The sequence below is a fragment of the Roseivivax sediminis genome (assembly GCF_900112685.1).
GTDB classification, from domain to species: domain Bacteria; phylum Pseudomonadota; class Alphaproteobacteria; order Rhodobacterales; family Rhodobacteraceae; genus Roseivivax; species Roseivivax sediminis.
Genome location: NZ_FOMS01000029.1, coordinates 1 through 7,819, shown reverse-complemented (window position 1 = coordinate 7,819; position 7,819 = coordinate 1). Strand labels below are relative to the sequence as shown.

General features: G+C 62.2%; 9 protein-coding genes and 1 pseudogene. 4 read left to right on the top strand and 6 right to left on the bottom strand.

Annotated features, from left to right (window positions below; genetic code table 11):
* Positions 1-275: transposase (locus F3H57_RS21960; RefSeq protein ID WP_149755849.1), on the top strand; the 275-nt coding region annotated here is incomplete at its 5' end.
* A gap of 232 nt (positions 276-507) precedes the next feature.
* Here the strand turns inward: F3H57_RS21960 and F3H57_RS21955 are convergent.
* The gene (locus F3H57_RS21955; protein WP_149759052.1) at positions 508-1,692 is read right to left on the bottom strand and encodes a DUF2235 domain-containing protein; all 1,185 of its coding nucleotides are present in this window, start codon (positions 1,690-1,692) and stop codon (positions 508-510) included.
* A 103-nt stretch (positions 1,693-1,795) separates the two neighbouring features.
* On the opposite strand from F3H57_RS21955, the gene F3H57_RS21950 reads away from it, so the two are divergent.
* The gene (locus F3H57_RS21950; RefSeq protein ID WP_188129797.1) at positions 1,796-2,410 is read left to right on the top strand and encodes a coiled-coil domain-containing protein; all 615 of its coding nucleotides are present in this window, start codon (positions 1,796-1,798) and stop codon (positions 2,408-2,410) included.
* Between the two features lie 63 nt (positions 2,411-2,473).
* Here the strand turns inward: F3H57_RS21950 and istB are convergent, their stop codons facing one another.
* From istB to F3H57_RS21935, 3 genes are all read right to left on the bottom strand, one after another.
* On the bottom strand, positions 2,474-3,202 hold the full coding sequence (gene istB, locus F3H57_RS21945) for an IS21-like element helper ATPase IstB (protein WP_149759050.1): 729 nt from the start codon (positions 3,200-3,202) through the stop codon (positions 2,474-2,476).
* Positions 3,135-4,700, bottom strand: a complete 1,566-nt coding sequence (gene istA / locus F3H57_RS21940; protein ID WP_149759047.1) for an IS21 family transposase — start codon at positions 4,698-4,700, stop codon at positions 3,135-3,137. Before istA ends, istB begins: the two co-directional genes overlap by 68 nt.
* 81 nt (positions 4,701-4,781) lie before the next feature.
* Entirely contained in the window at positions 4,782-5,288 is a 507-nt protein-coding gene (locus tag F3H57_RS21935) for a metallophosphoesterase (protein ID WP_223163201.1), read from the bottom strand.
* A gap of 161 nt (positions 5,289-5,449) precedes the next feature.
* Between F3H57_RS21935 and F3H57_RS21930 the strand changes: the two genes are divergently transcribed.
* Entirely contained in the window at positions 5,450-5,632 is a 183-nt protein-coding gene (locus F3H57_RS21930; protein ID WP_149759045.1) for a hypothetical protein, read from the top strand.
* A gap of 77 nt (positions 5,633-5,709) precedes the next feature.
* Entirely contained in the window at positions 5,710-6,186 is a 477-nt protein-coding gene (locus F3H57_RS21925; RefSeq protein WP_149759043.1) for a DUF5671 domain-containing protein, read from the top strand.
* A gap of 406 nt (positions 6,187-6,592) precedes the next feature.
* Here the strand turns inward: F3H57_RS21925 and F3H57_RS21920 are convergent, their stop codons facing one another.
* Together F3H57_RS21920 and F3H57_RS22395 are read right to left on the bottom strand one after the other, a co-directional pair.
* Positions 6,593-7,504: a hypothetical protein gene (locus tag F3H57_RS21920; protein ID WP_149759042.1), complete on the bottom strand. Its 912-nt coding sequence runs from the start codon at positions 7,502-7,504 to the stop codon at positions 6,593-6,595.
* A pseudogene (locus F3H57_RS22395) lies at positions 7,498-7,819 on the bottom strand (hypothetical protein); the annotation flags it as partial. The pseudogene F3H57_RS22395 and the gene F3H57_RS21920, both read right to left, overlap by 7 nt.

Here is a 7,819-nt window from a genome sequence, read left to right as displayed (position 1 = left end):
CGCACTGCACACCTAACCAGGCCACGCGAAAGATCTCCCGATCGCGGTACGAGCACGCGCGCCAGAAAGCCCGAGAGATCGCCAAGACCGATGCCTATGTCACTTCGGGATACGCCCGGAAGAAAGTCGAGATGCTCTTCGCTCACCTGAAGCGCATTCTTGGCCTCGACCGCCTTCGCCTCAGGGGACCAAATGGCGCCAAAGACGAGTTCCACATAGCCGCAACCGTCCAGAACCTCCGCAAACTCGCCAAGCTGAGGCCTTCAGTGGCCTGAGAAGTTGGCAGGACCGCAATGGCTATCCAGTCCACGGGAAAACTGAGGCGAGTTTTTCAACAACATCTCCGCACTGCGGACACTGTTGCGCAGCGCGGCGAACGGCTGGAGCGATTTCCACTGCGTTTCGGAAGACCGCGGCAGAATCGTGAAGGTGGCGCTCGAAGGCAACCAGGCGGATGCGCGACGTCGCAGACGACAAGGCGATCCACGCTAACGAAGCCTTAGCCCATCAAGCTCTACGAGTTCCGCCCTCCGCGGGCGTCAGCGAAGCCTCCACCCGCGCGAGACTTCCAGGCCGATAGGGAACCCTCTCGTACAGGTTCTGTGCAGGCTCGCGATAGCGCGCGACGGTGGAATGCGCCGCCCGTTGAGGCTCTTCCGGACCATCGCGATCCTCGAGCTTGAGGCGCGTGAGCTTGTCCATGACGCTGAAGCCGGGCTCCGAAACATTCCGAAGCGACACGCGGTGATCGCACTCTGTTTCGAAGGCGTTCAATGCATGAACGTCGAACTCCAGGCCTTGGGTGGCCGCCCCTTCGGCGATCCAGAGCAGAGCCGCATTGGAGAGTCCGACGACGTCGCCGCCTCCACCGACCGAGCCATGATCGCCCGGAAACCACTCCTGGCGATACGGCACATCGTCCCCTTCGCTGGGGGCCTCCGCGTTCAGCTTCGCCACGTTGCCCCAGAGGGCTGGCGGAAACGTCACCCGACGCTCATCGAGCGCGACAGCGTGACGCGCGGCGGCTACGCTCCTCGACAGGGAGGTGTCGTGGAAGTCGAACTTCTTGTTAAAGACCTTGGCCAGGGCTGACAGATGCTGAGGGACCCCCAGCGCGCCGACCGTGTCCCAGACGCCAACATAGGTGATCCGCAGCTGCTGGAAGTCGGTCCTCCCGCGTTCGCGGCGCCAATCGGCCTCCTTCTCGCTGGTCACGACACTTGGGGCGTATTTCGCACGAAACTCGAAACTCGCCTCGCTATCAGGCTTGGTATCCTCGTCGCGGGAGCGGTAGCGGGTGAGCGCCTCTGGGATCGCGCCGACATGATCCACGTCGAAGATCGACGAGGCCCTGATCAACCCGGCGAGAGAGCGCGCCGTATACGCGCCCCGGGAGAAACCGAAGAGGTAGATCTCGTCGCCAGGCTCATAGGCAAAGACCAGTGCCCTGTAGGCATCCTGCACGTTCTCGGTCAGCCCCGCGCCGAATGCTCCCCCGAACCATTGGTCGACCTTCTTGCTGACCCGGCCGAGGCCAGCCCCCGTTCCCACGCCGCGGTGGTAGAAGACCACCTGCTTGTGACCGTCGCTGCTTGTCCGCTGAGCCGCCTGCGCCAGCTTGACGACATTTGTCGGATTGGGCGCATCGGAGCGGTTCCAGGTCCCGTCACAAAAGATCGCAATACGTTTCATCGTTGCACCTCCCAATGGCCGAACCCGAATGACAAACACGTTCGGCTTGATTGGCAAAGCGGATCCGGGTCTTCTCGGTTTATAGCCAGTGAGGACATTTCCAATGCCCGCAATTAACCCCGATACCGTTGCCGTCGTAACCGTATTAGCGTTCCTGATCGGCTTTCCGCTATTCCTCGTTCTTTACATCAAAGCCCGCCGTCGCGCGACCAAGCTCGCAAAGACGCTAGAGGAGGAGAAGCAACGCGGTGCGAAGGAACTTGAAAAGGTCACGCACGAAGAGACCCAGAAGCGGCAAGAGCTGGAAGCACGCTACGCGCCGATCATCGACAAGGAGGCGGAAGTCGCACGCCTGGATGCGCAGGCACGAGCGCACCAAGGCAATATTGACGAGCTTCGCGCGTCCTACGCGGCGAAACATGAGACCCTGAAACGCCTTGAGCACCAGGTTGCCGTCTACGATGACCGGCTGGCCTTTGCCGAGCTCGGCGTCTACGAGCCCCATTTCGACTTCGGTGACAGCGAAGCCTTCAAGGCAAAGATCAAGGAAGTCCGCGACAAGCAGAAGGCCATGGTCTCGGCAAAGCATGCCACACTCTGCCCGACGGACTGGGTCGTGGAAGGCAGCCGCTCCAAGGGCCAGACCATGATTGTCAATAAGCACCCAATCGGGACCCCCTATCGGCGCCGAAGAGGGACCCCTCTGTTCCACGGGTAGCTGGCCCGAGGCGGCGTAGCTCCCAGGCGGCGCAGCCGGATCGGGCCAGCGGGGGCTGGGCGCTCAGGCTCGGGTCTTGAAGCGCCAGCTCTCGTTGCCGGTTTCGACTATGTCGCAGTGGTGGGTGAGCCGGTCGAGCAGCGCGGTCGTCATCTTGGCGTCGCCGAAGACGCTCGGCCATTCGCCGAAGTCGAGGTTCGTGGTCACGAGGATCGACGTGCGCTCGTAGAGACGGCTGATCAGGTGGAAGAGCAGCTGGCCGCCGGTCTGGGCGAAGGGGAGATAGCCGAGTTCATCCAGAACCAGGAAGTCGAGTCGACAGAGCAGATCGGCGGTGCGGCCCTGGCGGTCGGCGCGGGCCTCGGCATCGAGCTTGTTCACGAGATCCACGACGTTGAAGAAGCGGCCACGCTTGCCGCTTCGGATGCAGGCGCGGGCGATGCCGACGGCGAGGTGCGACTTGCCCGTCCCGGTGCCGCCGATCAGCACGACGTTGCGCTGCTGTTCGAGGAAGTCTCCGCCGACCAGGTCGCGGACCAGCGTCTCGTTGACCGGTGTGTCCTCGAAGTCGAACTCGTCGATCTCCTTGGCCAGCGGCAGCTTCGCGATGGTCAGCTGGTATTTGATCGAGCGCGCCTGCTTCTCGCTGATCTCCGCATGCAGCAGATCGCCGACGATCTGCTGGGGCTCGTGCTGCCGCTTCACGGCGGTGGCAATGATCTCGTCATAAGCCGCCTTCATCCCGTAGAGCTTGAGCTGGCCCATCGCGTCCAGCACCTGCGATCTTTCCATGGTCCGGTCTCCTGAGGCTGTCGTAGCGTCTGCAATCGGCGACCGGCTCGCAGCTCAGACGCAGCGCGTCCGGTGTCACGATGGTCAGCGGCGGCGCCGGTTCGCGGCGCCGGGCGAGGATGTTGAGAACCACCGCGGCGGAATGCACGCCCTCGCTCAACGCCTCGGCGCAGGCCGCCTCGACGGCGTCCAGCCCGTCGGTAAGAACAGCACCGAGGATGTCGACCATCTGCCGGTCGCCGTTCGGCACACGGCCGAGCTTGCGCTGCACGCGCCGCAGCGCCGCCGGCAATTCCCATTCCTTGAACGGCGCCCCATTCCGGAGCGCGCCGGGCTTGCGGGCAAGCACCGGGATGTAATGCAGCGGGTCATAGATGTTTCTGCCGCGACCGAACGTGCGGGCATGTTCGCCGACGATCTCCCCGTCCTGCCAGAACTCCACGCGCTCGGCGTAGGCACGTATCTCGACCGGCCGCCCGACAGCGCTGGCACTCACCGAGTAGCGGTTGTTGTCGAACCGGACGAGGCAGGTCTTCGACACTGACGCCGGCACGGCGTGGAAGCCGTCGAACGGGCCCGTGTAGGGCACAAGGCTCGGCCGCTCCTCCACGAAGACCTCCCAGGTGGTGCGCTCGCGCTGTTCGGGATGAGGATGCACCTTCGCCCAAGCGACACAGCGGTCTTCGAGCCAGGCGTTGAGCTCGGCATAGCTCCTGAACCGCGGCCGCGGCACGAAGAACCGCCGGCGAACCACGCCGACCTGGTTCTCGACCTGTCCCTTCTCCCAGCCCGAGGCAGGCGTACAGGCGACCGGATCGACGAGGTAGTGCCCGCACATCTGCTGGAAGCGGCGATTGTAGGCGCGGTCCCGGCCGATGAAGATCGTGTCCACCGCCGTCTTCATGTTGTCGTAGATGCCCCGGGCGCAGGCGCCGCCGAAGAAGGCAAACGCCTTGTCATGGGCATCGAGGACCATCTCCTGGGTCTCGCGCGGATAGGCGCGCACGAACAGCATCCGGCTGTGGCAGAGCCGGACATGCGCGACCTTCACCGTCGTGGTCACGCCGTCGATCAGGACGACCTCGTGGCTCCAATCGAACTGGTAAGCCTCGCCGGGATCGAAGCTCAGCGGCACGTAGGCCGCGGCCGAGGCTTCGCGCTCCGTTTTGGCCCAGGATGAGGCATAGCGCCGGACCGCATCGTAGCCGCCCTCGTAACCGAGCGCCTGGAGTTCTTCGAAGATCCGGATGCGGGTCAGTCGGTCGCGCTTCGGCTTGCGGGCATTCTCCGCCAGCATCCGGTCAAGCTCGTCTCGCCAGGGCCCGATCTTCGGCTGGGGCTGGACGCTGCGCTCATAGGTGAACTCGGTCGCGCCGGATCGGATGACCTTCCGAACCGTCTTCCGCGACACCCGCAGCTCGCGGCAGATCTGCTTGATCGCCTTCTTGTCCTGAAAATACGCCCGACGGATCTTCGCGATCGTTTCCACCACCAGCATCCCGAACACGGCTCCCGACTGTTCTCGGGAGCACGTTGGACCACCGCATCAGGGGGTCCCGTTTGGAAGCCGATCACCCCGCTACGGGGTTACTTTTCCACGCCGCTTCACATTCATGCGAGCGCGCACGTTCTGCATCGCCGCTGGGCGATCGCTGCCAAGTCGGAAGTCCGTCCAGAGCGTGCAGCAGAGGAAACGGTGATCGCCGACCACTATCTCCGATTTTTGTGCGAAGTTCGCTCCTGCGACTTGTGCCATGTCAGCCAGTCGATCATCGCCGTCGAGAACGTGATGATAGTAGTCGTGATTACCGGGCACAACATAAACGCGGTCGAGCGGCAGGTATCGCCCCATATGGCGCAGCATGAGCGGCCACCGGACCTTCGGCTTGTTTGCGAGATCGCCAGCGATGATCAGAGCGTCGAGGCGATCCCAGGTCGCCGGCGCGACCGCCGCCAGCGGGTCGTGTCTCGCGTCAAGCCAGAGATCGAGATGAAGATCGGCGATGACAAGGACAGGCAGATTGAACTCCCTCGCTAGCTTCCAAGCGCCGCCCATAGAAGGACGAGGCAGCTTCTGGTCAAGCACATCATCGGAGGGCTAGCAGCTTCCTTAAGGCGACGGGCAGGACTTTCCGCGGTCGCGCGACATGCTAACGACTGCGTAGACCCCCGCTCCGGTTGGTCTTGGGGTGCTTTCTCCCAGTACAAACCCGCTTGATGAGAGGTCTCGCAGACATGAGGACATCAATGACTGATACAGCCAAAACCGAAGTTCAGAGCCGGGAACTCAGCGCGGAAGATCGGGAGCGGATTGCAAACGCGCTGCATGGCCTCGTGACCCTTCTTGGCCGGGCCTACGCGCGTGAAATGGCGCGTGGCTGCGATTACGGTCACGACGCGGCGCCCCAACAGGGCAGCCAAGGCTGCTGAGGCGTAGCGCCTTCGGATGGCAGCATTCAGAGCGTAGCATTGACCATTTGCCCCATCCTGAACGAGGTGACCCGATCATGCGCGGCAAGGACGAGATCAACAGGTTACTGCGGGAGGGGTTCGCCGAAGGCCGGGCCGCGGAGGATCTGGCCGCGGCCCGGCGGGACGCCGGCCGGCCCGAGGACCGGATCCAAGCCGGGCTCGCGCAATGGCACCGGATCGAGGGACTGCCGCCCGTCCCGCGCCCGCGCCGGACCCTGTCTCCGCGCGATGCGCTGGTGCATGGGCTCGGCTTCGCCGCGCTCGCCATCCTGTCATGGCACGTCACCCGGATCGGGATTCTCGCCGTCGAGGAGCTGACCCCCGGCGCTGGCGACACCCATAACTGGGGCGGCTCCGCGCGCTGGCCCGTCTCCATGATCGTGGTGTTCCTGCCGATCTTCGTCCTGATCACCTGCGCCAGCCGGCCGAGGACCGCTCCCTCGTCTGCCGCTGACTTGCCGCGATCTCTGGCCGAGATTACCCTCCTAGGGGTACGCTCGCGACCGCGGTGAAGGCCTTCCTCGCCGGAGACCTGACGCTGCGCTTCGCACTCAAGCACACATCCCGACCAACGCTCCCGGAGGGCTTTCTAGTTGTGGCACCGAACGCATCGACCAAAGATGGACCGCACTGGCGGTAAGCTGGACGCGCAACTTGATGAACCTTCCCCGTTGCGACAGGCTGAGCTGATCAGGGGCATGAGTTTATCTGTCTCGCCCTTCGTTCGCGATCACCTATCGCGCAACGTCAGAGGAATCGGCAGAATGATTGTCTACGCCCCATTTCGGACGTTCTAACCCTTCTCGTGAACAACCAAAAGCGGTTGATCTACTATCAGCCCAAGCACATGTATCCGCCGACTGTCGAAACGCGGGTTCGAGATGGCGCGCGAAAGAAGCGGAGGTGTGGGCGATTACTCTATGACCGATATAGATTAACTGCTATATCATTCGACCAGAACGGCTTTCCTACCGACGAGATGATGTCGCGGTCATCCAACCATCTGACAAGTTCGCTGTTTTCATTCGTCCTCTCGAGCGTGGGGCGTGCATATCCGGTTTGGATTTTCGAATATGGGTAAGGAAGCTGCCCTAAGGCCTCACGAACATCGTTCTTATCGAGCGTTTCGTGGAGGAGATTGAGTAGTTGGACCTGTGTACCTACTGGCTCAGCGTTCACGATGACCGCCTTGGCAATATCTGGCGTAAGTGAAGGTAGTGCGCTATTTGTTCGCAAGAGGATAGGCCCGACAACGCCGGCACGCTCAGGAAGATTGGGAAGCGCGCTCAAGTCCATCAAAGCGATTACCGCCCGCTTTTCCTCGTCCGAGATATTGGTGGAAAGCAATCTCTCGCGGAATTCATCGTCAATCGAATACGAACTGGGGTCGCTAAGATAGGAGGCGATGTTCTGAGCGACAAACGCCGTTTGAAGATCAACGTCGTCGTCAAGCGTGGCCAGATTCCCTACATTGAACATGACGCGTCGCTCCTCGATGAGTATTCGACGCTTGCCGGCGCTTATGGCATCGGGAAACTTTTTGAATTCCTTTGGAAGGGCCTGGATATAACCACGATAGACGATATCCGCGAGACCCTCTGCATCGATGATGAACTGACGAAGAGGGAGTGCTTCTTTGGATTCTGGAATCGGGGTTTCCAGAAGAGCGGCACGGACCTTGTCATCGCTAAGGAAGGCGATGAGAGCGTCGCCCTCGAAATTTTCAGACTGAATGAAGGCAAGACAGTTGGACCAAGTAGGAGCGATCTGTATCCCACGGAGCACTATGGCATGATAGCGTGCCGGCACTTCTTCCGGCGATGTCAGCATAGCGTGTTGGCAGGCCGCGGCGTATCGAGGAATGCCTTGAAGATGGAAAGGTAATCGCGGTCGCCATTCTCACGGGCAGCGTGCCACCGGCCATAGGCCCTGAGGTTGCGCGAAGCCGGGCCGCAGAATGGGCGGATGAAGTCCCGGTAGCGGCTGATCAGGGCGTTCACGGTGTTGATGTGATGGGTCTTCGGCATACGGCGAGACCGCTTCCCGCCGTTCAGCGCGAAGTGCGTGATGCGGGTGGTCTTTGCGATCGCCTCGTAGGTGGCGTGGCCATCGGTGCAGAGCACAGCGTCCGCCGCCATCGTTGGG